This is a genomic window from Flavobacterium sp. FG19 (genome assembly GCF_057809475.1).
Genome location: NZ_JBMDKA010000017.1, coordinates 65,396 through 90,365, shown reverse-complemented (window position 1 = coordinate 90,365; position 24,970 = coordinate 65,396). Strand labels below are relative to the sequence as shown.

General features: G+C 35.5%; 20 protein-coding genes and 1 other RNA gene. 14 read left to right on the top strand and 7 right to left on the bottom strand.

The genetic code is table 11. The annotated features are described in order from the left end of the window. Nucleotides 1-119 precede the first annotated feature (119 nt). Nucleotides 120-1,190 (top strand): branched-chain amino acid aminotransferase, encoded by a 1,071-nt coding sequence (locus ACODST_RS17185; RefSeq protein ID WP_488933334.1) that lies wholly within the window; start codon nucleotides 120-122, stop codon nucleotides 1,188-1,190. A 190-nt stretch (nucleotides 1,191-1,380) separates the two neighbouring features. Here ACODST_RS17185 and ACODST_RS17180 read toward each other — a convergent pair whose 3' ends face one another. After that, nucleotides 1,381-1,761 carry a pyrophosphohydrolase domain-containing protein gene (locus ACODST_RS17180; protein ID WP_488933333.1) on the bottom strand — a complete coding sequence of 127 codons (381 nt, stop codon included), beginning with the start codon at nucleotides 1,759-1,761 and terminating at the stop codon, nucleotides 1,381-1,383. A gap of 343 nt (nucleotides 1,762-2,104) precedes the next feature. Between ACODST_RS17180 and ACODST_RS17175 the strand changes: the two genes are divergently transcribed. From ACODST_RS17175 to ACODST_RS17160, 4 genes are all read left to right on the top strand, one after another. After that, nucleotides 2,105-3,313, top strand: coding sequence for an SRPBCC family protein (locus tag ACODST_RS17175; RefSeq protein WP_488933332.1), 1,209 nt, complete (start codon nucleotides 2,105-2,107; stop codon nucleotides 3,311-3,313). 75 nt (nucleotides 3,314-3,388) lie between these two features. Beyond that, nucleotides 3,389-3,931 carry an RNA polymerase sigma factor gene (locus ACODST_RS17170; protein ID WP_488933331.1) on the top strand — a complete coding sequence of 181 codons (543 nt, stop codon included), beginning with the start codon at nucleotides 3,389-3,391 and terminating at the stop codon, nucleotides 3,929-3,931. A 33-nt stretch (nucleotides 3,932-3,964) separates the two neighbouring features. After that, nucleotides 3,965-4,384, top strand: a complete 420-nt coding sequence (locus ACODST_RS17165; RefSeq protein ID WP_488933330.1) for a hypothetical protein — start codon at nucleotides 3,965-3,967, stop codon at nucleotides 4,382-4,384. 18 nt (nucleotides 4,385-4,402) lie between these two features. Beyond that, nucleotides 4,403-4,861 (top strand): sensor of ECF-type sigma factor, encoded by a 459-nt coding sequence (locus ACODST_RS17160; protein WP_488933329.1) that lies wholly within the window; start codon nucleotides 4,403-4,405, stop codon nucleotides 4,859-4,861. A gap of 73 nt (nucleotides 4,862-4,934) precedes the next feature. Here the strand turns inward: ACODST_RS17160 and ACODST_RS17155 are convergent, their stop codons facing one another. After that, nucleotides 4,935-5,993: a WD40/YVTN/BNR-like repeat-containing protein gene (locus tag ACODST_RS17155; RefSeq protein WP_488933328.1), complete on the bottom strand. Its 1,059-nt coding sequence runs from the start codon at nucleotides 5,991-5,993 to the stop codon at nucleotides 4,935-4,937. Nucleotides 5,994-6,231: 238 nt separating this feature from the next. Between ACODST_RS17155 and ACODST_RS17150 the strand changes: the two genes are divergently transcribed. The 3 genes from ACODST_RS17150 (at nucleotide 6,232) to ACODST_RS17140 (ending at nucleotide 10,984) form a co-directional block, all read left to right on the top strand. After that, nucleotides 6,232-7,524, top strand: coding sequence for a hypothetical protein (locus tag ACODST_RS17150; RefSeq protein ID WP_488933327.1), 1,293 nt, complete (start codon nucleotides 6,232-6,234; stop codon nucleotides 7,522-7,524). Nucleotides 7,525-7,659: 135 nt separating this feature from the next. Next, complete coding sequence (locus ACODST_RS17145) at nucleotides 7,660-9,633, top strand: KUP/HAK/KT family potassium transporter (RefSeq protein WP_488933326.1); 1,974 nt, start codon at nucleotides 7,660-7,662, stop codon at nucleotides 9,631-9,633. 136 nt (nucleotides 9,634-9,769) lie between these two features. Beyond that, nucleotides 9,770-10,984, top strand: a complete 1,215-nt coding sequence (locus ACODST_RS17140) for an RsmB/NOP family class I SAM-dependent RNA methyltransferase (RefSeq protein ID WP_488933325.1) — start codon at nucleotides 9,770-9,772, stop codon at nucleotides 10,982-10,984. Nucleotides 10,985-11,100: 116 nt separating this feature from the next. Here the strand turns inward: ACODST_RS17140 and ACODST_RS17135 are convergent, their stop codons facing one another. Then, on the bottom strand, nucleotides 11,101-12,147 hold the full coding sequence (locus tag ACODST_RS17135) for an AMP-binding protein (protein WP_488933324.1): 1,047 nt from the start codon (nucleotides 12,145-12,147) through the stop codon (nucleotides 11,101-11,103). A 7-nt stretch (nucleotides 12,148-12,154) separates the two neighbouring features. Beyond that, on the bottom strand, nucleotides 12,155-13,108 hold the full coding sequence (locus tag ACODST_RS17130) for a CPBP family intramembrane glutamic endopeptidase (RefSeq protein ID WP_488933323.1): 954 nt from the start codon (nucleotides 13,106-13,108) through the stop codon (nucleotides 12,155-12,157). Nucleotides 13,109-13,223: 115 nt separating this feature from the next. On the opposite strand from ACODST_RS17130, the gene arsC reads away from it, so the two are divergent. Together arsC and ACODST_RS17120 are read left to right on the top strand one after the other, a co-directional pair. Further along, nucleotides 13,224-13,568 carry an arsenate reductase (glutaredoxin) gene (gene arsC / locus ACODST_RS17125; RefSeq protein ID WP_488933322.1) on the top strand — a complete coding sequence of 115 codons (345 nt, stop codon included), beginning with the start codon at nucleotides 13,224-13,226 and terminating at the stop codon, nucleotides 13,566-13,568. Between the two features lie 91 nt (nucleotides 13,569-13,659). After that, nucleotides 13,660-16,152, top strand: a complete 2,493-nt coding sequence (locus ACODST_RS17120; RefSeq protein WP_488933321.1) for a TonB-dependent receptor — start codon at nucleotides 13,660-13,662, stop codon at nucleotides 16,150-16,152. Nucleotides 16,153-16,420: 268 nt separating this feature from the next. Here the strand turns inward: ACODST_RS17120 and ACODST_RS17115 are convergent, their stop codons facing one another. Beyond that, nucleotides 16,421-16,594 carry a hypothetical protein gene (locus tag ACODST_RS17115; RefSeq protein ID WP_044048118.1) on the bottom strand — a complete coding sequence of 58 codons (174 nt, stop codon included), beginning with the start codon at nucleotides 16,592-16,594 and terminating at the stop codon, nucleotides 16,421-16,423. Nucleotides 16,595-17,018: 424 nt separating this feature from the next. Between ACODST_RS17115 and fumC the strand changes: the two genes are divergently transcribed. After that, nucleotides 17,019-18,404, top strand: a complete 1,386-nt coding sequence (fumC, locus tag ACODST_RS17110) for a class II fumarate hydratase (protein WP_488933320.1) — start codon at nucleotides 17,019-17,021, stop codon at nucleotides 18,402-18,404. A gap of 145 nt (nucleotides 18,405-18,549) precedes the next feature. Here the strand turns inward: fumC and ACODST_RS17105 are convergent, their stop codons facing one another. Continuing rightward, on the bottom strand, nucleotides 18,550-19,752 hold the full coding sequence (locus tag ACODST_RS17105) for an NAD(P)-dependent oxidoreductase (RefSeq protein ID WP_488933319.1): 1,203 nt from the start codon (nucleotides 19,750-19,752) through the stop codon (nucleotides 18,550-18,552). Between the two features lie 241 nt (nucleotides 19,753-19,993). Between ACODST_RS17105 and ACODST_RS17100 the strand changes: the two genes are divergently transcribed. Beyond that, complete coding sequence (locus ACODST_RS17100) at nucleotides 19,994-21,196, top strand: serine hydrolase domain-containing protein (protein ID WP_488933318.1); 1,203 nt, start codon at nucleotides 19,994-19,996, stop codon at nucleotides 21,194-21,196. A 205-nt stretch (nucleotides 21,197-21,401) separates the two neighbouring features. Beyond that, nucleotides 21,402-21,799: a transfer-messenger RNA gene (gene ssrA / locus ACODST_RS17095) on the top strand. Between the two features lie 213 nt (nucleotides 21,800-22,012). Here ssrA and ACODST_RS17090 read toward each other — a convergent pair. Then, nucleotides 22,013-22,183, bottom strand: a complete 171-nt coding sequence (locus ACODST_RS17090; RefSeq protein WP_488933317.1) for a hypothetical protein — start codon at nucleotides 22,181-22,183, stop codon at nucleotides 22,013-22,015. A gap of 438 nt (nucleotides 22,184-22,621) precedes the next feature. Between ACODST_RS17090 and ACODST_RS17085 the strand changes: the two genes are divergently transcribed. Continuing rightward, nucleotides 22,622-24,967, top strand: coding sequence for a type I restriction-modification system subunit M (locus tag ACODST_RS17085; protein WP_488933316.1), 2,346 nt, complete (start codon nucleotides 22,622-22,624; stop codon nucleotides 24,965-24,967). Nucleotides 24,968-24,970 lie beyond the last annotated feature (3 nt).

Sequence of the window (24,970 nt, the reverse complement as noted above, 5' to 3'; positions counted from 1 at the left end):
ACCAAGCAAATTATATATTTTTCCGTAATTTTGCATTCAGTAAAACCTATTCTTCACCAGATCATTACATTAGATTTCCATCTGAAAGAATACAAATTAGATAAAAACTTTACATAATTATGAGTACAACTCAAACAAGCAAAATTGAAATCAGAAAAGCTACTTCTTCTAAGATAAGCTCTGTAGACTTTGAAAACTTAAGTTTTGGTGCTGTATTTACAGACCATTTATTCGAATGTGATTACAAAAACGGACAATGGCAGACTCCGGTCATTAAGCCTTATGCACCGATTTTAATGGATCCTTCTTCTAAAGTCTTTCATTACGGGCAGGCGATTTTCGAGGGAATGAAAGCTTACAAAGACGAAAACAATGATGTTTGGTTGTTCAGACCTGATGAAAACTATAAACGTTTCAACAATTCAGCGGTTCGTATGGCTATGCCGGAGGTTCCTGAAGACATTTTTATGGAAGGCTTAAATGAATTATTAAAAATCGACCAGGAATGGATTCAGAGAGGAAACGGAGCCAGTATGTATATCCGTCCGTTTATGATTGCAACAGGACCTGGTGTTATTGCAAACCCTTCTGACGAATATAAATTCATGATTTTACTTTCTCCTGCAAAAGCATATTACGGAGGTGAAGTAAAAGTAATTATTGCCGAGCATTACAGCCGTGCTGCTAACGGAGGAATTGGTGCTGCAAAAGCGGCAGGAAACTACGCAGCACAGTTTTACCCGACTAATTTAGCTAATAAAGACGGTTTCCAGCAGGTTATCTGGACTGATGACGCTACGCATACAAAATTAGAAGAAGCCGGAACAATGAACGTTTTCTTCAGAATTAACGATACTTTACTAACAGCTCCAACAAGCGAAAGAATTTTAGATGGTGTTACCCGAAAAAGTTTAATTGCAATGGCTGAAAAAGAAGGATTAAATGTAGAAGTTCGTCCGGTTATTGTTTCGGAATTAGTTGAAGCAGCGAAAAACGGATCATTAAAAGAAATCTTTGGTGCAGGAACTGCTGCTGTTATCAGTGTAATCAAAGGATTCTCTTATAAAGATGAATATTTTGAAATGGCTCCAATCGAAAATTCATATGCTTCATTCTTAAAAGAAAAACTAACGAGTCTTCAAAACAAACTTTCTGAAGACACTTACGGATGGACAGTTAAAGTTCAATAATCCAAAACCATATAAAAGAAAAACCCGATAAATTTATTTTTATCGGGTTTTTTATTTGAATCTATACACATAGAAATACAGCTTTTTTTTGTAAAAAAAAGAATTCCAACAAATAGTATGTTCGTAAAATATCTTTTATACGATTACTTAAACTTATTTTCTATGCACAATAAAATTTATATCTGTTATTTTAGAATAATTTTGAAAAATCCGGTTTAAAATAATTAGGACCTTTCATTACTTTTCCGTCTTCTCTATAAATTGGATGACCGTCTTCTCCTAATTTACTCATATTACTACGCTGAATTTCATCAAAAACAGCTTCGATTTTATCCTGCAGACCATGCTCAATAATGGTTCCGCACAGAATATACATCATATCACCAAGAGCATCAGCAATTTCAATCAGATCGTTATTTTTTACTGCTTCCAGATACTCTTCATTTTCTTCTTTCATTAAATTATAACGAAGCAGCTTTTTAGTTTCACCCAAATCAGCTATTGGAGTCTGGCTGTGGCCAATTTTAAAAGCAGTATGAAATTCAGTAACCGCATCAAGTTGTTTTTTCATGTTTTTATTCTATTAAATGAGACGGCAAATTAGCAACAATTCGTATACAATTCTCTAAATTTGCCAAAAATAATTTCACTATGTTTAGTCAAGGACAATTAATATTCGGTCTCTGTTTTTTTATCGCATTCGTAATCGTAATGATTTTTGCTTATCGTAAAGATTTAGCCCTTCATAAAGTTTTTTACAAAGGAAACTACAAAGTACTGCTTGTATTTCTTCTTTTTATTGTCATTTTGTTTGTCATCAAAATCTTTTTAAAAAGATAACAATCTATTTTTTATTTTAAGTTATTAGTTTCGTCTCCCGATAAAATTTATAACTTTACGAAAAACCTGCACCAATGAAGATTCTTAAATATTTATTTCTTTTACTGTTATTAAGCTTAATCGCCCTTACCGTGTTTGTTGCTACCCAAAAAGGGGGTTTCTCTGTTGAAAGAAGCAAGGTAATCAATTCACCAAAAGCGACTGTTTATAATTATGTAAATGATTTTAGAAATTATGAAGACTTCGAATCCTGGGCAGTTGAAGATTCAAGTTTACAATTTACCTATCCGGCCAAAACAACAGGCAATGGAGGCTCTTTTTACTGGACTGGCGAAGAAGGATCAGGGAATGCTGTTACACTAAAAACAAAAGACGGGGAAAGTATTGAACAAAAAATGAAATACGACGGTACCGAAGCAGATGTTGTCTGGACGTTTAAAGATACACTGGCAGGAAAAACAAAAGTAACCTGGAAAGCCAGAGGCACCATGAGTTTTTTATTTAAAATATATGCCGCTTTAAACGGAGGATCAAACAAAGTAATTGGAACTATTTACGAAAAAAGCCTTGTAAATATTGACAAAAACTTAGATTACGAAACCAAAACGTATGCGGTAAAAGTAAACGGAGTAGTAAAAAAAACCGAGACTCCTTATATCAAACAGACTTTCACAAGCGAAATAGCCAAAATAAACAAAAACGCCCGAATTGTAATTCCCAAACTTATTCAGTTCAGCGAAAATAACGGTTTAAATGCCAACGGAAAACCGTTTATCATTTACCACACTTATGACACAGCAAAAGGACTGGCTAAAATTTCAATTTGTTTACCTATCAACAAAGAAATCTCTATTAGCTCAGGAAGTGATATCCTGGCTGGCAAATTAAACGGATTTGACGCTGTAAAAACAACTTTAAATGGAGACTATTCGCACACTTCTGAAGCGATCGCCAAAACCACTGCTTATATTAACAATGAAAAAATATTTCCGGAATTAAGCTGGTCACATTTAGAAATTCTATCTGTAAGCAAATTAGACGTAAAAAGCCCGTCTAAATTAATCACTGAAATTTATTTCCCTATAAAACCAAAAGCGGTTCCGGCAGCTGCTGTTGCCAATCCGGCTGCCACGCCAGTATATAATACGGAAGATCCATACGCAGAACCGAAACCTGCAACGGTAAAACCAGCCGTAAGCAAGCCCGCAGCGCCAAAACCGGCAGCACCAAAGCCAGCAGTGACTACTCCGGCTGCAACTCCTGAAGAGGACTCTGAATTCTAATTTTTTTTAAGGGTTAATTAAACCTTTTCAATAAATTATACTCTAACTGATTATAAAGTTGATAAATCAGGAAATTTGATTGACGAAAAGGAATTTATACAGCAATTATTAAATCCTAAAACGCAGAATGCAGCGTTTCAAAAACTCATATCCGATTATCAGAGACCACTGTACGCACATATTCGAAACATTGTTTTGAACCATGACGATGCAGACGATGTTTTACAAAACACTTTTGTCAAAGTATTTCAGTATTTAAAAAACTTTAAAGGAGAAAGTAAACTCTTCTCCTGGATGTATCGCATTGCCACAAATGAAGCACTGACTTTTTTAAACCAAAAAGCCAAATTAAGTGGTATAACTTCCGAAGATCTTCAGAATAAAACAATTGACAATTTAAAATCGGATGTTTATTATGACGGTGACGAAATTCAGATTAAACTTCAGAAAGCGATCGTTACATTACCAGAAAAACAACAGCTGGTTTTCAGGATGAAGTATTTCGAAGAATTAAAATATGAGGAAATAGCCGAAATCTTAGGAACATCTGTAGGAGCATTAAAAGCGTCTTATCACCATGCTGTCAAAAAAATTGAATTATATGTTACATCAAATTAAACCTTTTATAGCAAACCTTATCTTATAAGCATTATGAAAGAATTTAAATTAGAAAACCAGCCGAAAATAAAATCCGGATTTCAGATACCGGATGCTTATTTTGATACTTTTTCGGCAAAAGTTTTAAAACAGATAGAAGAAGAAAAAAGAGAGGTAAAAGTAATTCCGCTTTACAAACGTAAAAAAGTAATTTCTATAGCCGCAGCGGCGGCTGTATTCATTGCTTTCTTAATCCCGACAGCGACTCATTATTACAAATCCTCAAAAGAACTTGATGAAGCTACTTTAGAAACTTATCTGGCATATCAGTCTAATCTGAATCAATATGACCTGATTAAAGAACTGGATACAAAAGACATTGATAAACTCAGCAAAAATGTAGCTCTTGAAGAAGAAACACTAGAAGACATTCTGGCTTCAAACCCAAACATTGAAAACTTAATTTCTGAATAAAAACAAAATTATATCAATATGAAACTAAAAAATATATTAGCATTACTTCTGTTTTTAATCACTTTTTCATTTTATGCCCAAAATGATAAACTTGATGAAAAACGGGAAAAGGTAAAAGCATTCAAAGTTTCGTTTTTAACAACAGAACTGGAACTTACACCAACAGAAGCTGAGAAATTTTGGCCGATTTACAATGCGTATGATGATAAACAGTTTGAATTGCGGCATGAAAAGATGAAAACGTACCTGCGTAAACTAGATGATGACAATTTAAATTCACTCTCAGAAAAAGAAGCTGCTGTACTATTATCACAAATTGAGAGCACAGATAAAGAATTATACCTTTTACGCGAAAAATTCATGACAAACGTAAAAAAAGTATTACCGGCAAAAAAAATATTAAAGCTTAAAAAATCAGAAGACGATTTCAGTCGAAAACTACTGAAACAATACCGGGATAAAGCAGGCAAAAACTAATTGCCATACCAAACAACAGTGATAAGAACCCTATATAATAATACTTACTTTATTATTCAGGGTTCTTATTTTTTTATTTAAAATTTAAGCGGACTACTTTATTATGTCCGGCAGCAATTGCTGTATTCCTGTTTACAAAACGAACTGTAAAAAGTTTAGAATCGGTAGACAGCTGAGTCCAGTTTTCTCCTCCGTTTCTGGAATATTGTATTCCTTCAGAACCTACACAAATAATTTCCCTCCCATTTCCTCCCGGAACGTATTGTATGCATGAAGCATACCCAAACCCCATATCCTGCCCTATTAATTCCCATGTTTTTCCTCCGTCTTTAGTAAACGCTTTATTATCTGATTTTTTATTAGGATTATCATAATCCCCTCCCGCAATAAACCCGTGTTTAGAATCATAAAAATCAGCCGTAAAAATACCTGTCATAGGCCTTCCCTGAATTACTGGTGTTTCAACCACTTTCCAGGTTTTGGCCTTGTCCGGAGAATAAAAAACACGTGCTTTTTTTCCTCCTGAAACCAGCCACGTATCATCACCTTTTACAACTATATTCGTGTTACTGGCTGCAAAAGCTGCCTCACCAACTGCATTAGTAGGAAGTTTATCCGACAATATTTTGGTCCAGGTTTCCCCTCCGTCACGGGTCACAATGATTGAAAAGGTATCTTCGGTAGGATCTCCAATCGCAATTCCTTCTTTATCATTCCAAAACTGCATACTGTCATAAAACACTTTTGGATTCACTTCTTTATACACCAGTTTAAATTTATTGTCTTTTTTATTAACAGCATATAACAAGGCCGGATTAGAAACACTTAGTAAAAAAATACTTTTTGAAGTCTGTGCAATACTTCTAAATTCTAAATTAAGGGTATCACGATAAATTCGTTCTTCAAATTTTTCTTTTTTATCCAGATCAAAATATCCAAAACGGGAATTATCCGCCCCGTACCAAATTCTGTTTTTATCAACCACAATAGCCCTAATACTAATTTTATCCTGAAATAAGGTATCGATTTTCAATGATGTAAAATCACCGTTGAACAAGGCTTCACTATTATCAGGCATTTTAAAAGACATTAACAAAATAAAAACGCCTCCAAATAAAATTAGTTTTTTCATAAAAATTAGAATTTGTTTAATGCTAAAATACAATTATTTATAACATTTCAAACAGCTTTTTTGTTTTTTCAGAAAACAATAATTTTTACACCCCATTGTTCAATCAAAACCAAAGAAGAATTGAACAAAAACACAAATCGCTAATAAACAACAACTTAAAAACACAAAACCCATAAAACAAATTTGTGGCACAGTAATTGGATATTGGCTAATACAAATAATTTAATATGCTTTTATCATGAAAACGAAATTACTTTTAATAGCGCTTACAGCATTAGTTTTTGGTTCTTGTGCCGCACAAAGTCAAGCTACTGTTTATGCAAAAAACTCAGATATCAGTGATAATTTAGATTTAAGAGCGGTAGCTTCGATGTTTGGAGAATCTGCCAATCTTCAGGATTTTGAAAGACGATTAAACGATCCTAAATACCAGATATCCAATCTTGATTTAAATGGTGATGACGAAGTAGATTACTTACGTGTTATTGAATCTGTAGAAGACAGAACCCACGTAGTGATCATTCAGGCGGTATTAGACCGTGATGTGTATCAGGACGTCGCTACAATTGATGTAGAAAGAGACAATTACAACAAAGTAAGTGTTCAGATTGTGGGTAACTCCTATTTATACGGAACCAACTATATCTACGAACCGGTTTACAGCGTTGCTCCCGTAATTTACACATCATTCTGGGTTACTAACTACAGACCATATTATTCAACCTGGTACTGGGGGTATTATCCAACCTATTATACAGCGTGGAGACCTTATCCGGTTTATCGATACAGAAACAACATTAACGTATGTATTAATGTTCACAATACCTATAATTACGTAAACACAAGAAGAAGTTACAGAGCTCCTGTTATTTACGAAACAAGACGTACTTATGGCTATGAAAGAATGAGACCTAACTATAGTTTTGCTGAAAGACATTCTAATGTAAACAACAGATACGACCTGGACCAAAGAAGAGTTGCCAGCAGAGAATCAAACAGATCTCAAAATACCTACAACTCTAATCGATACAATACAGGAAGAGCTGCTACGACTGAAAACAGAGGAACAAACAGAAATTATACTCAAAACCGAGTTTCACCTGACAGAAGTTACAATAACACTAACCGTGTTTCAACAAATAACAGAGAAAATACTGCTCCGGCAAATACGCCATCAAGAACAGAAAACACTCAAAGACCAGATTACAGCAGAAACAATTCTGTTTCTGCTGCTCCCAGAGAAAATTCCGGAAACAGAAATTACAACAACAGAACTTCTTCACCGGTAAATGAATCATCAAGAGCTAATTCTGAAAACAGAGCAAACACTAACAGAGCAGCTGCACCACAAAGAACAGAAGCTCCAAGAAATTATTCTGAAAGCAGAGGAAACTCAGAAAACAGATCTAATACAGCCCGAACTCAAAATGTACAGCGTTCTGAATCTCCACGTGTGAGCCAGGAATCCAGAGGCGCTCAGCCACAGCGAGAAAACGGCTCAAACTCAAGAGGAGGCGGGAGAAGAGGATAATTCTTATATTTCAATTTTTACTTATAAAAAAAAGCACAATTTGGGGATTGTGCTTTTTTTTATCTTTTTAATTATTATTGCTGCTAATTTGTTTTAAAACAGTAAATTTGCAACCGTCTTTTATTAAAACTATACATGAGCGCATCGCATAAAAACTTACATAGTAAGTTGTCTATTGGGGGTTTATTGATAACATTGGGGATAATTTATGGAGACATCGGTACTTCTCCATTATATGTAATGAAAGCCATACTTGGCGACCACACCATAAATGCCGATATTGTTTTAGGAGGTATTTCCTGCGTTTTCTGGACTTTAACACTGCAGACTACTATAAAGTATGTCCTTATTACTTTAAGTGCAGATAACCATGGCGAAGGCGGTATATTTGCCCTTTATGCTCTGGTTAAGAAAACCAAAATACAATGGCTCATTGTTCCCGCCATTATTGGAGGAAGTGCACTGCTTGCCGATGGTATAATTACACCGCCTATTTCGATTTCATCAGCAGTAGAAGGTATCAGGGCATTCTACCCTACAATGGAAACTAAAACCATTATTTACATTGTACTGACTATTTTATTCATCTTATTTACCATACAGCAATTTGGGACAAAACTTGTTGGAAAGTTTTTTGCTCCAATGATGCTTATCTGGTTTGCCATGCTGGGAACTCTGGGTATTATTCAAATTATACACTTCCCGGAAGTTATTAAAGCGATCAACCCATATTATGCTTATCATTTACTTTCTATCCACCCTGACGGTTTTTTTGTTCTTGGATTCGTATTCTTATGTACTACAGGAGCTGAAGCCTTATACTCAGACATGGGGCACTGCGGAAGAAAAAACATCCGAATCAGCTGGATTTTTGTAAAAGCGACTTTGGTATTAAATTACTTCGGACAGGCTGCTTACTTAATTCACCATGAAGGAAGTACTTTACAGCAGCTGGGCGGAGAAAACGGAAACCCGTTCTATCTTATCATGCCGCATTGGTTTCTGCCATTCGGAATTGTGGTAGCTACTTTAGCAGCTGTTATTGCCTCTCAGGCTCTTATCAGCGGTTCTTTTACCCTGATCAACGAAGCCATGCGTCTGAATTTCTGGCCTAAAGTAAAAATTAAATATCCAACTGAAGTTAAAGGCCAGCTTTATATTCCATCAATTAACTGGTTATTGTTTTTTGGCTGTGTTGGAATCGTATTACACTTTGAAAAATCAGGAAATATGGAACATGCGTATGGGCTGGCCATCATATTATGTATGATCATGACTACCATACTGCTGAATTATTATTTAATCATGAAGCGTGTAAAACTATACTTCATGGTGCCGCTTATCACGATTTATTTACTAATTGAATTCAGCTTCCTAATTGCCAACATCACAAAATTTGCCGAAGGCGGTTATGTAACTTTAATCATTGCGATTCTTCTTATCTCAATTATGACGATCTGGTATCTGGCTAAGAAAATCAATAAAAATTACACTAAAATTGTTAAGATTGAAGACTACAAGAAAGTACTGGTCGAATTAAGCAAAGACTTATCCATTCCAAAATACGCAACGCACCTGGTTTATATGACCAATGCCAACCGTGTTGATGAACTGGAGGAAAAAGTAATTTATTCGATTTTACAAAAACGTCCAAAAAGAGCTGACATCTACTGGTTTGTACACGTAAACATCCTTACAGAACCTTATAAAACACAATATAAAGTTACGGAGATTGCCAAAGACGATATCTACAGAATTGACTTTAATTTAGGATTCAGAGAACCTACCAAAATCAATCTGATGTTCAGGGAAGTTATCCGTGATATGGTAAAACGAGGTGAGGTAGATATTACGAGCCGTTACGAATCCCTTAATAAAAACAACATTATCGGGGACTTTAAGTTTGTCTTATCAGAGAAATTCTTATCGAATGATAACGACCTGAGATGGCATGAAAACATTATCATGAACTCTTATTTCTTCATTAAAAAGCTGAGTTTGTCTGAAGAAAGAGCTTTTGGTCTGGACAGCAGCTCTGTAAAAATAGAGAAATTCCCAATGGTGCTTCATGCTCCTGAAAATATCGGATTAACGAGAATAACAAAATAAAAACTGCCTGCAGGAACTATTTAGAAAACACTCTTTTAAAATTTATCAGAGTGTTTTTTTCTTTTAAAAAGAAAGCCGGAATTAAAAATTTAACTTTCAACCAATTAATAGTACCTTTGCAGCTCAAATATTAAAAATGAGATTACACCGAAATTTAGTTTATACTACCATCGATTCTTTGAATGCGATTTTCAATGAAGGGGAATATGCCGACAAAGTGGTAGCAAGAGCCTTAAAAAAAGACAAACGCTGGGGAAGTTCAGACAGGAAGTTTGTTGCTGAGACAATTTACGAGATTGTACGCTGGAAACGTCTGTATGCTGAAATTGCCGAAGTAAAAGAACCGTACGACCGTGATAATTTATGGAGAATGTTTGCGGTTTGGGCTGTTTTAAGAGGATACCCAATCCCGGACTGGAGACAACTGGAAGGAACTCCGGAAAGAAAAATAAAAGGACGTTTTGACGAACTTTCAAAAACCAGAGCTATAAAAGAATCTATCCCGGACTGGATGGACGAACTGGGTGTAAAAGAACTGGGAGAAAAAGTATGGGCAAAAGAAATTACAGCTCAAAACCAGCCAGCCAAAGTTATTTTGAGAACCAATACTTTAAAAGGTACTAAAGAAAGCCTGAGAAATACGTTAATGGATTTAAATATTGAAACCGAATATTTAAAAGACCAGCCGGACGCTTTAGTTTTAAAAGAAAGAGCCAACGTTTTTTTAACAGACGCTTTCAAACAGGGACTTTTTGAAGTTCAGGACGCTAACTCCCAATTAGTTGCCCAATTCCTTGATGTAAAACCGGGAATGCGTGTTGTAGATACCTGTGCCGGTGCCGGAGGAAAAACACTGCATATTGCTTCTTTAATGGAAAACAAAGGGCAGTTGATTGCCATGGATTTATACGAAAGTAAGCTGAAACAGCTAAAATTAAGAGCCAAAAGAAACGGCGCTTTCAATATTGAATACCGTATCATTGATACTACCAAAGTGATCAAAAAACTGCACGAAAAAGCAGATCGTGTTTTAATTGATGCACCTTGCAGCGGTTTAGGGGTACTAAAAAGAAACCCGGATTCTAAATGGAAATTACAGCCTGAATTTATCGATAATATCCGTAAAGTACAGAGTGAAGTTTTAGAAAGTTATTCTAAAATTGTAAAACCGGGAGGAAAACTGGTATATGCTACCTGCTCTGTTTTACCATCAGAAAATCAGGAACAGGTCGAAAAATTCCTAAAAACCGAAATCGGAAAACAATTTACTTTTATTCAGGACCACAAACTACTGGCTTCTGAATCTGGCTTTGACGGATTCTATATGGCCCTTTTAGAAAGAAAAGCTTAAGAGCTAAATTCCAATATTTTAAATTCCAAATTCCAATCTGCTTTGGAATAACTCAATACTAAAAATCCAAATTCCAGTTTCAAATTTGGAATTTGGATTTTTTTTATTTTAGAATTTTACTCTTGCAGACTAGGTTTCCGCAATAATTTTCCGTTTTCGTTTTCTTTGAATTTCGGAACAAAAACAATCTCTTTAGGTTTTTCAAATTTACCTAAAACATTAAAAAAGTCAGAAGAAAAATCATACTTCTCCCCTTCAATTACCAAAATCAGTTTTTCTCCCAAAACAGTATCAGGCACTCCTGTCACAAAAAAACGGTTTGTAATTCTTCCTGTCAGCTTAGCTTCAATTTGCTCCGGAATAAGTTTTACTCCGCCGCTGTTGATTACATTGTCAATCCTTCCCAAAAAAACAAACTGATTATCATTTACAAGATCCACAAGATCGTTTGTAATGATTGGCTCATCAGAAACAGAGGCCAGATTAATCACCAGACAACCTCTGTCATCCTTTCCGATTTTTACATTTGGCAGAATCGAAAAAGCAGACTCTCCTACTTTTTTAGCCGCAATATGAGTTATGGTCTCGGTCATGCCGTACGTTTCATAAATCTCCGTTTTTTTCAATGGAAGCAATTGCTCTTCCAAAGCACTGTCTATTTTGGCCCCTCCAATAATAAGCTTCTTTATATTACCCAGCTTCTCAATCGAATTCTGAACCTGCAAAGGTACCATTGCCACAAAGTCGTAAGTTTTGTTATTATACGCCAAAGGCTCTGTACTGGGTACAACGACATCCAGTTCCAGACCTAAAATTAAGCTTCGCACCAGCATCATTTTTCCAGCGATAAACTGAGTAGGCAGACACAATAACGCTTTGTTTCCCGGCTCCAAACCAAAGAAATCTCCGGTAGCCAGTGCCGACTGGATCATAGCCTGTTTTTCCAGTCTTACCAGTTTTGGCAGTCCTGTTGTTCCGGAAGTCGTCATTTCGATATAGTCCTTATTATCAAACCAGTCCAGAAAAAACTCTCCTATAGCCCGTTCGTATACATCCCCTTCTTTAATAAAGCTATATCCAACACGGCATAAATCGGCTGCATTTAAATGATAACCATTTAATTTAAAATAATTATGTACTTTTTTATGAGTTAAGTTTAGCATGACTGCATTAGTTTAAGTTTAAAAATTCAGTTACTTCATTATTCTCTTCTTTAATCGTGCCTGTTAATTTTTCTTTCCAGCTGTTCCATTTGTACTTCTTACTAAAAATAAAAAGCAGTACAGGATACACGATTACAACCGGCAGAATAACATCAGCTCCGGCAGAAGGCTCTGACATATCTTTAAAAACAGAATGGGTTTGAAATACCGACCAGTCAGAAGTAACCAGCAAAGCCCCTACAAGGTTATTGGCTGCATGAAATCCCAGCGCCAGTTCCATTCCGTCATCCATCAATGTTATAACCCCCAGAAACAAACCGGTTCCTATGTAATAAACCATAATAATATACCCCATCTTGGTTACCTCCGGGTTCAGTATATGCATAGAGCCAAATATCAAAGAAGTCATCATCAAAGGAAACCAGCGATTTTTGGCCAGATTAGCAAATCCCTGCATAAGATAGCCTCTAAAAACATATTCTTCCGTGCTGGTTTGTATCGGAATAAAAACGACTCCAATCAAAACCAGAAGCAAAAAGGGAACGAGTTTAAAATTCCAGACAAATTTTTCGGGAACCTGAAAATACAAAACAAAAAAGCTGATTATGGAAAAAAAAGACCATAAAAAGAAAGAAAACGCAATCCGGCTCCAGTCAATTTTTCTTCGTCCTGTAGTAATGGATACAAGTGTCTGATTGTGCAGGTATTTAACCACAAAATAAATCCCGGCAAAAGCAAAAACAAACGAAAGCATCACCAGAAACAGAGTCAGGTTAGGCTCAAACATTTTTAGCGCCGAATCATTATCTGTGGGGAAAAGCGCTTTTTCTTTAAAACTTTTATAAAGAACCGCAATAGAAAAAGGAATCTGACCTATAAATGACGCTGTGATGATAAAAACGGATCCTAAAAGGTATTTCCAAAAATGGTTTTCAGGTTTTACTCCTTGTTCTAAAAACATATATCTAAAATTTTTAAAATGAGAATTTGATTTAAATTGTAAATCCTATTTTTGTTATCGTAAAATATCCCTTTCTGCAAAGGCAGATTTTAAATAAGACATTAAATATAGCAAAATGATACAAATTTACCATAATCCCCGCTGCGGAAAATCACGAAATTGCCTGGCTTTTGTTGAACAAACCAACCAGGAATACGAAATAATCCCCTATTTAACTGAAACTCCAACTTTTGACGAACTTAAAGATCTTCTGAAAAAACTAGATTTAAATCCTCTTGAACTGGTCAGAACCAAAGAAAAAATCTGGATCGAAAACTACAAAGGAAAAGATTTAAGCTCCGATGAAACGATACAGGCCATGATTGATCATCCTATTTTAATTGAACGTCCCATCGTTATAAAAGACGGAAAAGCTATTATTGGCAGAGACCTGGAAAAGGTAGCTTCCTTTTTAGACTGATTCTAAAATAGATTGTTAACATTTTTTTGTGATCTTTCTCTTTAAACCAAAAAGTACATTTGCCGTCTAAGAAGAAAAAGAAACCAGAAAAATGAAAAAAATCAATTTTGCTGTAATGCTTGTATTATTCTTTACAAGCTTTTACAACTATGCTCAGCAGGGGCCTCCTGCTAAAAACAAAGTTAAGGTCACTGGAAAAGTCTTTGAAAAAGTAAGCAGACAGCCGCTGGAATATGCTACTATTTCAATTATGGCCCCAAATGACACTAAAGTTATTGCCGGCGGAATAACCAATCCTAAAGGCGAATTTGAAGTAGCAGTTGCTCCGGGAACTTACGATATAAAAGTAGAATTCATTTCGTTTAAATCAACTGAGTTTAAACAAAAAAACATTCAGGACGATACTAATTTGGGAATCGTAAACTTATCTGAGGACGCAGCCCAGCTAAATGAAGTGGTAGTTCGTGCTGAAAAATCAACAGTTGAAATTAAGCTTGATAAAAAAGTATACAATGTTGGTCAGGATATGATTGTAAAAGGAGGAAGCGTAAGCGACGTTCTGGACAACGTACCCTCTGTTTCTGTGGATACTGAAGGAAATGTAAGTTTAAGAGGAAGTGACAACATTCGTATTTTAATTGACGGAAGACCTTCGCAAGCCATAAACATGGCTGAAGCTTTAAGACAGCTGCCTGCCGATGCCATTGATAAAGTAGAAGTTATTACCAATCCTTCTGCACGTTATGATGCTGAAGGAGGATCAGGAATCATCAATATTATTCTTAAAAAAGGTAAAAACCAGGGATTTAACGGAACTTTGATCGCTTCAACAGGTCTGCCGGAAACGTATGGCTTAAGCGCCAATGTGAATTATAAAACAGAAAAATTAAACTATTTTACCACTGCCGGTTACAACTACAGAACAACAGAAGGAGCCGGAAAAACAAATTCTGAATATTTAAATCCGGACGGCACCACAAAAAGTTTCTTAGACGAAAACCGTGATACCAAACGTATCAGAAACGGATTTAACGGAAGAGCCGGGGTTGAATGGACACTTACTCCGACCACTTTCTGGACAAACGCCATTAATTATCAAAAAAATACAGGTGACGACCGTGATTTGATCAATTATTATAATTATGATGCCGGTCATAATTTTACAGGAACTACTTATCGTTTAAACAATGCTGATACAGGAAGTGAAAACATAGAATTCACATCAAACCTGATCAAAAATTTTAATGATAAAGGACACAAACTTACTGCCGATTTTTCTATTTCCAGAAATACAGACGACAGCAACAGCACGATCACAGATTCGCCAAACTTTGATAACACATTAAACAATCAGATTCAAAAGCAAGTTTTGTTTCAGGCAGATTACGTATTACCATTAGGAGAAGGAAGTCAGTTTGAAGCAGGTTACAAAGGAAGCTTTGGCGATTTGAACAACATTTATGATATTACAAACAGCGGTGTACCCAATCCAAATTTATCCAATACTTTAGAGTACAAAGAAAATATCAATGCACTTTATACGCAGTATGGCTTTAAAGTAAACAAATTTTCTTATTTATTTGGTTTAAGATGGGAAGACACTAACATACAGGTTAACCTATTAGACAACAACGATTTCAATACTAAAAAATACAACAACTTATTTCCAAGTGCTTTTATTAGTTACGAAATTTCAGATCAGAGCAACTTTTCTGCCAGTTACAGTAAACGTTTATCAAGACCAAGAGGACGTTTTATGAATCCGGCGGTAAACTATGCCAGTAACATCAATATCTTTCAGGGAAATCCGGATTTGGATCCTTCTTTAACAGATAAATACGATATTGGCTATATCAAAAGATGGGACAAAGTAACCTTTAATACTTCGGCTTATTTTGAAAACACAAAAGACGTTTTCAGCTTTGTAAGATCTCCTACGGGTGACGTGGTTACTCCTGACGGTGAAGTAGTGACTCCACAACCAGGTCAGACTGTAGAAGGTACTCCCGTAATCAAAAGTTCCCCTATTAACTTAGGAAGAGAACAAAAATTTGGTTTCGAATTCACATTCAACTATACACCTTACAAATGGTGGAAACTGAACAGCAACTTCAATTTCTTTAATGTAAAAACAACTGGAGAAAATAGTTATACAGACACCCAAGGAAACGTGATTGTTCAGGATTTAGACAATCAGGCCAATTCATGGTTTGCCAGAATAAATTCCAAGTTAACACTTCCATACAAAATTGACTGGCAGTTAACTGCTATGTACAACGGAGAACAAAAAACAGCCCAGGGTAAAAACTTAGGCCAGTTTGGAATGAATACTGCGTTTAGCAAAGATGTTATGAAAGATAAAGCAACTATTGCGTTCAATATCAGCGATGTGTTCAATTCCAGAAAAATGAGATCAGATACGTATTTAGATAATGTAACTTCTTATAGTGAATTCCAATTCCGTAAACGTCAGTTCAATTTATCATTCACTTACCGTTTCAACAAACCAAAAGGTGAACGGGATAAAAACATGCCTAAAAACAATGATGGCGGCGGTGAAGGCGGTGGAGACTTTCCAGGATAACATTTGTTAAATCCCAATCTTGATAGGGAACAAACAATTATAAAATTCCAAATTCCAACTTTACAATTGGAATTTGGATTTTTTCTTTTAAGCCTTCTTAATCAGCTTTCCAACTTTATCAAAGTTTAAAACTTTGACAAAGTTATAAACGCAAAGTATTGGAATTTGGAATTTCTCCCGAGGCTTCGGGATTGGAATTTCTTTTTTTTTTTGGGGAACAAAAAAAAAGAACCTAAAAAGGTTCTTTTCTTATGACATCAATCTAAAATTAGATAGATTGTTCTTCTTGTCTTTTTTTAGCTCTTTTCTCTTTAATCATTTCCCAGCTCGCTCCCGTAACCCAATAAGATACGAAACCAACTAAGAAAAACATTAACCAAAACCCTATAGTAAGTATGGTTAAGAAAAGTAAAAAGCCTAAGTACTGTGAAAATTCAAACATGTTTTCCGGAATTTTTGAATGTTACCACAAATGTAGCGTATATATTTTTTCTCACCAATAAAATCCAAATCAATTTTCGTGAAATAACATTTATACGTATATTTATACTCATTTTAAATAAGGATTTTTTCAGCGTATTATTCAACTATTTAAATTACAACAACATGGGTATTTTTAGGAGCTGTTTCCCGCTATCCGCTGCAATCTTTTATGTTTTTAAAGAAAAAACATAAAAGGATTTTCACTTCTATCGGGGCTGTCATTCGGTTTCAGGAAAGATTTAAACACCAAATAAAGAATCCGTTTTAATCTGCGCCTTTACGAAGAAAATCAGCAGCATAAGTATTCCTGTTACCCAACAGATTTCATATCTCAATCAACATTTCACAGAATACATTTTTACAAACAACATATTTACAACAAAATGAAATACAGAATAGAAAAAGACACCATGGGCGAAGTTCAGGTCCCTGCCGATAAGTATTGGGGTGCGCAGACAGAACGTTCCAGAAACAATTTCAAAATTGGGAATTCGGGATCGATGCCTCAGGAAATTATTGAAGGTTTTGCTTATCTGAAAAAAGCGGCTGCTTATGCGAATCACGATTTAGGTGTTTTGTCCGTAGAAAAAAGAGATGCCATTGCCGCAGTCTGCGACGAAATCCTTGAAGGAAAACTGGACGATCAGTTTCCGTTAGTGATCTGGCAGACAGGTTCCGGTACGCAGAGCAATATGAATGTGAATGAAGTAATTGCCAACCGCGCCCAGGTTCTTCAGGGGCATGAAATTGGTGAAGGCGAACAATTCATTAAAGCCAATGATGATGTCAATAAATCACAGTCATCCAACGATACTTTCCCAACCGGAATGCATATCGCAGCTTATAAAATGGTAGTCGAAACTACTATTCCGGGAGTTGAAAAACTGCATGCGACTCTGGCTAAAAAAGCAGCCGAATTTAAAGATGTCGTTAAAATTGGACGAACACACTTAATGGACGCCACTCCTTTAACATTAGGACAGGAAATTTCAGGTTATGCTGCACAATTGGCTTTCGGACTAAAAGCCCTAAAAAACACTTTAGCACATTTATCCGAAATTGCTTTAGGAGGAACTGCCGTTGGAACCGGACTTAATACCCCGAAAGGATACGATGTAAAAGTAGCTGAGTATATTGCAAAATTCACGAATCATCCTTTTGTAACTGCCGAAAACAAATTTGAAGCTCTAGCAGCACACGATGCTATAGTAGAAACACACGGAGCTTTAAAACAACTGGCCGTTTCATTAAATAAAATAGCTAACGATATCAGAATGTTAGCGTCTGGTCCTCGTTCCGGAATTGGGGAAATCCATATTCCTGAAAACGAACCCGGATCTTCTATTATGCCCGGAAAAGTAAATCCAACACAATGTGAAGCTTTAACGATGGTCTGCGCTCAGGTTATCGGAAATGATATGGCCATTGCCGTTGGTGGCATGCAGGGGCATTATGAATTAAATGTTTTTAAACCGGTTATGGCGGCCAACTTTCTGCAGTCGGCACGTTTACTGGGAGATGCCTGTGTTTCATTTGACGAACATTGCGCTCAGGGAATCGAACCTAACCACAAACGCATCAAAGAACTGGTAGACAATTCACTGATGCTGGTTACTGCTTTAAACACCAAAATCGGGTATTATAAAGCCGCTGAAATTGCACAAACCGCCCATAAAAACGGAACAACCTTAAAAGAAGAAGCTGTTCGTCTAGGTTACGTAAGCCCGGAAGATTTTGATGCCTGGGTAAAACCTGAAGATATGGTTTAGTTTGAAAGTTAAGTTGTAGGTTATGAGTTAAGCGTTATAATCTGATACTTAATCTATATTAGTAAAGGCGGCAAAACATAGAATGTTTTACCGCCTTTTTATTTTCAAGAGCAAAACTCCTAACTCCTAACTCATAACTCCTAACTTATTTCCCGTCTACATAATCCTGCAGATAGCGGAATCTTTCTGTTAGTTTTCCGTTTTCGGTAATTTTGGCCCGTTTTAAGATTCCGTCTTTATCTCCGTTGAAAAAGGCCGGTATTACGTGTTCCATAAACTGTTCTCCAAAACCGATACTGGCATCTTTTGGAATTTCGCACGGAAGGTTATCCACCGCCATAACAGCAACTGCTGCCGGATGAAAGAAATCCACTTCCTTATCTTCAAACGGAAAATAACCGTATAACGGATCTGCAATGGTCGAAGAACGAATCGTCGAGGCAATAGGACCGTTAACATCACAGGAAATATCTGCTACTACTTTTAGTTTACAATCGCTCGCATTCAGCATTTCCCTTGTTAAAATCATGGGAGCATTATTCGCGTAAAAATGTCCGGCAAAATAAATATCCGACACTTTGGTAAATTTTTCAAAATCGGAAGTATAGGCTTCCGGATGGTTTACAAAATCAGTAAAATCCAGAACCTGTCCGTCAATACGTTTGTTATATTCCAAAACATCCAGCTGAACAAACACGGCCTGAGTATACTTTTTAGTCAGGTAATTTTCAACTGTAATTTCCTTTACTTTAATAGCATCCAGAATCTCTTTTGCTCCGCTCCCCACCTTTCCGGTTCCGGTCACCACAAATTTTAAGGCCGGCATAGTAATACGTTTCAGCTGTGCGATCAGCGCTTCTTTTCCCGAAAGAGTTTCAGCTTTTGGCAGTTTAAATAATTCAAATTTGATCCCAAAAGCACGGATTCCGTTATAAACCCCAACCATTCCGGCATATTTTCCAAAACCAATCAAACGGCGGTCATGTTCGTCTACAATCGTCTCATGATCATACAAATCAATGTTTTTTTCTAAAACGGCCTGAAGCAGTTTTCGGTTATGCGGCTGCTTTTTTATGGTATGCGAAAAAAAGAAATAAGACTTATTTGGAATTAAATTCTCAACCGGAACTTCTTTTACCCCAAATAAAACATCACAGCCCGAAACATCATCTGTAACCGTGATTCCCATATTTTTATAGTCGGCATCCGGGAAAATCCTGATATCCGAACTTTCTACCTCTACAGCCGCTTCATGATAGGTCTGTTTCAGCTGTGCCAGTTCATCCGGTGAAAAAACTACTCTGCGGTCCGGCGGATTCTTTCTTTCTTTTATAATTCCAAACTTCATCTAGATAAATTTAAAACATTAAATAATATAACTTTTTGAATCGTATTTGTTTCAAATATAACAAATTTAGTTAAAATTTTGTTTCAAAATTACTATTTAGAATGTTTAAAAACGGTTAAAACCTGAAAAACAAACACCTAGCCAAAACAACTGTTAAGGCTATGTTAAAAAGAAGCCCTCAAAACCTTTTAAATTGAGAAAACAACAAAATTGAATTCGATATATTTGTTTTTAAAGAACGATGCAAATGATTTTCCTTAAAAAAACAAAGATACCACAAATACTTTTCTCCGTACTGGTTTTAAGCTCTTGTGGTAAAGACAACAAAACACAACCTGCTGCCATCCAAATAGTCGAAGATACTTTACCTAAAATGAAGCCGTTAGGCCCTGAAAAGAAAATTTCACAAGCCTATAAAAATTCTGTAACCGGCCGAATTAATCATTTTTATAACAAAAATTGGCCTAATAATACGATGAACGGAGGCTTTTTAGTGGCCCGAAACGGACAGATTATTTTTGAACGCTATAATGGTTTTGCCGATAAAAACGAAGGAACCACCATCAATGCCGATACACCGCTTCATATTGCTTCTGTCAGTAAAGTTCTGACGGCGACTGTTGTGCTCAAACTGGTAAATGCAGGTAAAATTGATCTTGACCAAAAAGTCAATACTATTTTAAAAACGTTTCCGTATCCGGAATGTACGGTTCGTATGCTCCTGGACCACCGCAGCGGTATGCGTAATTATGCGTATTTTACGGATCGTGATAAATCGATCTGGGACAGACACAACCAGCTGACGAATAAAGACATTCTGGAAATTATGGCTACAAAAGATATAGGCCTTGAATCCAGAACCGGAACCCGTTTTGCTTACTGTAATACCAATTATGCCATGCTCGCTTTAATTATCGAAAAGATCACAGGACTTACTTATAAAGAAGCCATGACCGAAATGATTTTTAAACCATTAGGCATGACACATACATTTGTTTTTGATTTTGAAAAAGATAAAAAAACAATTGTCCCTTCTTATAAAGGAAGCGGTGTCGAAATTGGTCTGGATTATATGGATGCGGTTTACGGTGACAAAAACATTTTTTCCACTCCGCGTGACCTTTTAAAATTTGACCGTGCAAGACAATCGCCTGATTTCTTAAAACCGGAATTATTAAAACAGGTTTATGTAGGATACAGCAACGAACGTAAAGGAACTAAGAATTATGGTTTAGGTATCCGAATGATCAATTGGGAAACAGGACAGAACTTTTATTTCCATAACGGCTGGTGGCACGGTTATACTTCTTCTTATATCACACTGATGAAAGAAGGTGTTACTATTATTGCCCTGTCTAATAAAATGACCCGAAACACGTATGCAGTTCGTAAATTAGCGCCGATCTTTGGAGATTATCCATTTAATTTCAAAGAAGAGGAATAATAAGTCTAAAAGCAGCTGTCCAATTCACTTTATTCTTTTATAAACACCACCAATTGAGTAAAAACAAAAAGAAGTAGCAAGAAATAAACATCTGACTTTGAAAACTTTACAACTTTCGATTTTGGACTAAACTGAATAATACAATTTTTCTGAAAATTTTAATAGAAAGTAATTTCAAATAGTATAAATTTGCAGACTTATTTTTGGGGTCGACTGGTTTTGACAGCGAGTCGAATTGAACAGTAAGCACGTCGAGCATTGAGACCTTGCTCGTAAATATAAGATCTCAAACTTTTACACGGCGAAAATAATTACGCTTTAGCTGCATAATCCGAATCATAGTACGATTGCGCCACGTCTCTACAAGGTAGGGAAGCTGGATTCTCCTTGAAAGCCTTGGTTTGTGGCGTTCTTTACAGGGGAACCGTAAAAATAAACCTAGATTTCCATGAGCTTCGGGTGGATTTCGAAAATTAAGAAGATAAGTGTTGGGTGGCTGTTTCTGGCCTGGCTCAACATCGAAAACTCAATCAGGAAATAAGCGTGTAGAAAGCTCTTTAGTTGCTTGTTTGGACCCGGGTTCGATTCCCGGCGACTCCACAAAAAGGAAGGTGTCGAACACCTTCCTTTTTTATTTAATTCTCAAAAAAATATTCATCTTCACATTCTAAAACACTGTTATTCTTATTATTTTAACAAAAACAGCTGGCTCATAAATCAAAAACGATAAAAACCAAAAAATGAGTCTACGGGAATCGAACACCCTAAAACACTAAACAACAGCAACTTAAAAAGGTGTTCGATAGATTTACTTTTTTACGCATTTGAATCTCCATCTTCCGATTTACCCTCTTGTTTTTCTTTAAGCTCTTTTAAGGTACGTGCTACAATGATCTTTATAAACCACTGAACTAAAGCATCTTCTTTTTCCTTCTCTTTTCTTTTTACTTCTACCTTTTTTAATGACTTATTACTTCTTGATTTCATAATAACGTTTCATTAATTATTTAAAGAAATTACTTAATCAAATTTCAGATTCCATTTTAAATTGAGGATTAAGAAAAGATAATTTAAATCGTAATTATCATTCTATCTAAAAATATTTAAACAGGTACTTTTACCTAATTATCGATAAGACTTAATTAATATTTTTGATAAAACATTTAAAAGATAACCAGCTAATAATAGTGTACTCGATTCTTCGAATTTTTCATTTTTATCATATTTTATAAAAGTCATTAAACTCATTAAAAAACTTAAAGAGCACAAAAAATAACGGATATACGATAAACCGTAAATTAGAGTAAAAACTAAAACTTATTTCTACAGACAAGGCTAATCTATACAAACATACTTAGGTTAACAACCTTGAAATTTATAGATTTACATCTTCTAAAATAAATTACGAGAATAACAAAATAATTAATGAATCAATCTGTACACAATAAATTAGTTTCCTTCATTTGGTCAATAGCAGACGATTGTTTGCGAGATGTTTACGTTCGAGGTAAATATCGTGATGTAATTTTACCTATGGTTGTTTTACGCCGATTAGATGCCTTATTAGAACCAACTAAAGATGCTGTTATGGAAGAATTATTCTTTCAACGCGATGAAGCAGGTTTTACAGAATGGGATGAAAATGGGTTGCGCGCTGCTTCTGGATATGTATTTTACAATACTAGTGAATGGACTTTACAACGTTTACATGATACTGCGACCAATAGCCAGCAATTATTACAAGCAAATTTCGAAGACTATTTAAATGGCTTCAGTAATAATGTTAAGGAAATCATCGAAAAATTCAAACTAAAAAGCCAAATTAAACATATGGCAAACAAAGATGTTTTGCTTGATGTTTTAGAAAAATTTACATCTTCAGACATTAATTTAACTCCTTTTGAGAAAAACGACAGTAATGGACGTAAACTTCCTGCCCTATCAAACTTAGGGATGGGGTATGTGTTTGAAGAACTAATAAGAAAGTTCAATGAGGAAAACAATGAAGAAGCGGGAGAACACTTTACTCCTCGCGAAGTAATTGACCTAATGACACATATTATTTTTGATCCCATCAAGAATAATTTACCTCCAGTAATGACTATTTATGATCCTGCTTGCGGGAGCGGTGGAATGCTGACTGAATCTCAAAATTTCATTAAAGATGAGGATGGCGAAATTCGTGCGACTGGTGATGTCTATCTATATGGAAAAGAAATCAACGATGAAACCTATGCAATCTGTAAATCAGATATGATGATCAAGGGGAATAATCCTGAAAATATTCGTGTTGGTTCGACATTATCTACGGATGAATTTGCAGGAACTACTTTCGATTTTATGTTATCAAATCCTCCTTATGGGAAATCTTGGGCGAGTGAACAAAAATATATCAAGGACGGAAAAGATGTTATTGATTCTCGTTTTAAAATAGAATTAAAAAATTATTGGGGAATTAAGGAATCTGTTGATGCAATTCCACGTTCTTCAGATGGACAATTGTTATTTCTGATGGAAATGGTTAGTAAAATGAAGCCACTTTCCCACAGTAAAACCGGAACAAGAATTGCCTCAGTACATAACGGCAGTAGTTTATTTACTGGAGATGCTGGCGGGGGCGAAAGCAATATCCGTCGTCACATTATAGAAAATGACTGGCTGGAAGCAATTGTACAATTGCCAAATAACTTGTTTTATAATACTGGAATCACAACATACATTTGGATTTTAAGTAATAACAAAACTGCTGATAGAAAAGGTAAAGTACAACTTATTGATGCTGGACAATTATACCGAAAACTACGCAAGAATTTAGGAAATAAAAATTGTGAATTTGCTCCAGAACATATTACAGAAATTGTAAATACCTATACTAATTTAGAAGCTATTGAACGTAAAACAGAAAACAGTATTGCCTCAAAAGTATTCGACAATAGTGATTTTGGTTATCATAAAGTAACCATTGAAAGACCGAAACGCTTAAAAGCACAATTCACTAAAGAAAAAATTGAAGAACTGCGATACGATAAGTCGTTAAAAGATGTCATGATCTACACTTATGAAACTTATGGTGAAGAAGTCTATACTGATATTGTCAAACATAAAAAAGAGATTTTGCATTGGGCAGAAAAGAAGGAACTTAATTTAAACAGTAAACAAGAAACAGCCTTAACAACTAAAACTTTGTGGGAAAAACAAAAGTCTTTATTGGACAATGGTTTGCTATTACTCCAAAAAATAGGAACAAAAGAATTCACTGATTTCAATTCATTTCGCACACAAGTAGATAAAGTTATTAAATCTGAAAAATTAAAATTATCTGCTTCAGAGAAAAATGCAATACTTAATGCGGTCAGCTGGTATGATGCTGATGCTGAAAAAGTAGTAAAAGGAATAGTAAAGCTTACTGGAGACAAACTAAAAAAGGTTTTAGAACACTTGGATTGTTCCGAAAGTGAATTGCCAAATTACGGTTATTATACAACTGCTAAAAAAGGTGAGTACATCACTTATGAAACCGAAAGTGACTTACGTGACACAGAAAACATTCCGCTAAAAGAAGCTATTTATCCTTATTTTTTACGAGAAGTAAAACCACATATAGATGAATCTTGGATAAATTTGGATGCTACAAAAATTGGTTATGAAATAAGTTTTAACAAATATTTCTACCAGCACAAACCTTTGCGAAATATTGTAGAAGTTACCAAAGACATAGTTGATTTAGAAAAATTAAGCGATGGTTTAATCGCCGAAATTTTAAGCTTGTAAAAT

Excerpts from the sequence above, each read along its gene's own strand:
- ACODST_RS17150 (WP_488933327.1), top strand. The coding sequence starts at position 6,232 with ATGAAAACGAAATTACTTTTAATAGCGCTTACAGCATTAGTTTTTGGT.
- ACODST_RS17180 (WP_488933333.1), bottom strand. The coding sequence starts at position 1,761 with ATGAAAAAACAACTTGATGCGGTTACTGAATTTCATACTGCTTTTAAA.
- ACODST_RS17185 (WP_488933334.1), top strand. The coding sequence starts at position 120 with ATGAGTACAACTCAAACAAGCAAAATTGAAATCAGAAAAGCTACTTCT.
- fumC (WP_488933320.1), top strand. The coding sequence starts at position 17,019 with ATGAAATACAGAATAGAAAAAGACACCATGGGCGAAGTTCAGGTCCCT.
- ACODST_RS17135 (WP_488933324.1), bottom strand. The coding sequence starts at position 12,147 with ATGCTAAACTTAACTCATAAAAAAGTACATAATTATTTTAAATTAAAT.
- ACODST_RS17115 (WP_044048118.1), bottom strand. The coding sequence starts at position 16,594 with ATGTTTGAATTTTCACAGTACTTAGGCTTTTTACTTTTCTTAACCATA.
- ACODST_RS17105 (WP_488933319.1), bottom strand. The coding sequence starts at position 19,752 with ATGAAGTTTGGAATTATAAAAGAAAGAAAGAATCCGCCGGACCGCAGA.
- ACODST_RS17085 (WP_488933316.1), top strand. The coding sequence starts at position 22,622 with ATGAATCAATCTGTACACAATAAATTAGTTTCCTTCATTTGGTCAATA.
- arsC (WP_488933322.1), top strand. The coding sequence starts at position 13,224 with ATGATACAAATTTACCATAATCCCCGCTGCGGAAAATCACGAAATTGC.
- ACODST_RS17160 (WP_488933329.1), top strand. The coding sequence starts at position 4,403 with ATGAAACTAAAAAATATATTAGCATTACTTCTGTTTTTAATCACTTTT.
- ACODST_RS17120 (WP_488933321.1), top strand. The coding sequence starts at position 13,660 with ATGAAAAAAATCAATTTTGCTGTAATGCTTGTATTATTCTTTACAAGC.
- ACODST_RS17090 (WP_488933317.1), bottom strand. The coding sequence starts at position 22,183 with ATGAAATCAAGAAGTAATAAGTCATTAAAAAAGGTAGAAGTAAAAAGA.
- ACODST_RS17100 (WP_488933318.1), top strand. The coding sequence starts at position 19,994 with ATGCAAATGATTTTCCTTAAAAAAACAAAGATACCACAAATACTTTTC.
- ACODST_RS17165 (WP_488933330.1), top strand. The coding sequence starts at position 3,965 with ATGAAAGAATTTAAATTAGAAAACCAGCCGAAAATAAAATCCGGATTT.
- ACODST_RS17145 (WP_488933326.1), top strand. The coding sequence starts at position 7,660 with ATGAGCGCATCGCATAAAAACTTACATAGTAAGTTGTCTATTGGGGGT.
- ACODST_RS17175 (WP_488933332.1), top strand. The coding sequence starts at position 2,105 with ATGAAGATTCTTAAATATTTATTTCTTTTACTGTTATTAAGCTTAATC.
- ACODST_RS17140 (WP_488933325.1), top strand. The coding sequence starts at position 9,770 with ATGAGATTACACCGAAATTTAGTTTATACTACCATCGATTCTTTGAAT.
- ACODST_RS17155 (WP_488933328.1), bottom strand. The coding sequence starts at position 5,993 with ATGAAAAAACTAATTTTATTTGGAGGCGTTTTTATTTTGTTAATGTCT.
- ACODST_RS17130 (WP_488933323.1), bottom strand. The coding sequence starts at position 13,108 with ATGTTTTTAGAACAAGGAGTAAAACCTGAAAACCATTTTTGGAAATAC.